Origin of the sequence: Corynebacterium sp. HMSC076C10, assembly GCF_001812455.1 — a bacterium.
Classification (GTDB): Bacteria; Actinomycetota; Actinomycetes; order Mycobacteriales; family Mycobacteriaceae; genus Corynebacterium; species Corynebacterium jeikeium_D.
Map to the genome: position 1 here is coordinate 1 of NZ_KV809140.1, position 1,309 is coordinate 1,309.

The 1,309-nt window shown below is 57.1% G+C and carries 2 protein-coding genes; one reads left to right on the plus strand and one right to left on the minus strand.

Annotated features, from left to right (window positions below):
- On the minus strand, window positions 1–1,105 hold a 1,105-nt coding region (locus tag HMPREF2857_RS07070; protein WP_070643314.1), incomplete at its 3' end, for an IS1249 family transposase.
- On the opposite strand from HMPREF2857_RS07070, the gene HMPREF2857_RS11255 reads away from it, so the two are divergent.
- Window positions 1,032–1,309: hypothetical protein (locus HMPREF2857_RS11255; RefSeq protein WP_210384779.1), on the plus strand; the 278-nt coding region annotated here is incomplete at its 3' end. The genes HMPREF2857_RS07070 and HMPREF2857_RS11255 overlap by 74 nt on opposite strands.

The following is a 1,309-nucleotide window of genomic DNA, read 5'->3' on the forward strand; positions in this document are numbered from 1 at the left end:
CGGTTGGGATAGCGTTGTCGTAGAAGGCTGGTCGTCCTGTTTCTTGGTCGGCTGTGTTGTGGTCTTCTGGGACAAGGTCTGGAACTTTGGCGAGTTGATCTTGTCCGTAATTGCACTGCCTGGCGATCTCGAGTGGGTCGTCAGGCAGCTGCGTTTTCGAGTGCAGGTACCACTCGAGCATCTTGCGTTGTCGTTCCCCGGATCTGCTGCGGTGGGCATCAGCGATGCGTTTGAGCCCGGCGTTGACTCCGCCTTCTAGGCTGTTTGTGGTTGCTGCCCACCGGGCCGGTTCGAGTGCTTCTGGCGGGGGTTGGAGATAGGCAAACAGCCAGTTGTTGCGCGATAAGTGCAAAAGCGAGTTGTATGCCTTTCGGACCCGGATATGTGTGAATTCCCATTGGTGGCTGGGGGTGCGGCGCTCTTTGGGTACGGGTGTTTTCTCGTTCAGGAAATCCTTGTAGACCACTCCGAAGTCGTGCAGGCGTAGTGTCCAGTCGCGTGCTTGGTCCAAGGTGGTGATCTTGGTCAGTTTCAAAGCTAGGGCATAGATCGCTTTGCCAGCGTCGGTGCGGGGCCGTGATGTGGTGTAGCGACGGATGACGCGTTGGGCGTGGACGAGGCAGCGCTGGATCATGGTCGTGGGCCAGCAGGCTTTGATCGCTGAGTAGGCGCCTTGGCCGCCGTCGAGGACGACGCATAACGGTTCGGCGATACCACGCAGCAGTTGTGTGTAGGCGTGGGCTGACTCGCGTTTGGCCCAGTGCCAGGCGATGACGTGGTCGTGGCTTGCTGCTACGAGCAGGCAGCCGGCGTCGGTGTAGATGCCGTCGATGAAGATCTGGTCGTAGACCCTGTTGGGGTCTGGAGTGTTGGGAACATCGATGAGCCATAACGGTTCGAATCGGCGGTCGAGGATCCATCTGCTGACTCCGGCATCGCAGGCGATCTCGGTTAGTGACCTCGTGGAGGTCACGTATCGGTGAAACGCTTTGAAGTCGCGGGTTGTAGTCAGATCAGGCCGACGGTAGGTGGTGGAAGATCCACAGTCAGGGTTCTGGCACCGCCATCTAGTCGTTCCTTTTGTGGTGGTGCCGTTTTTCTTCATTTGCCCAGTACATACGGGGCATCGTGGTCTGTTTGGTGTCACCGGCAAAGCTAACCAGCATCCAGCTACCACACTGAAGCGCCGTTCCGGCGGATTGAACGAGAAACGGGCCCGAATAAGGACTAAATCCTTATTCAAGCCCGATTTGTATAGTCTGATCTGCGGAAATCGCAAGAATCAGACACACATTCTGCTACTTAACCC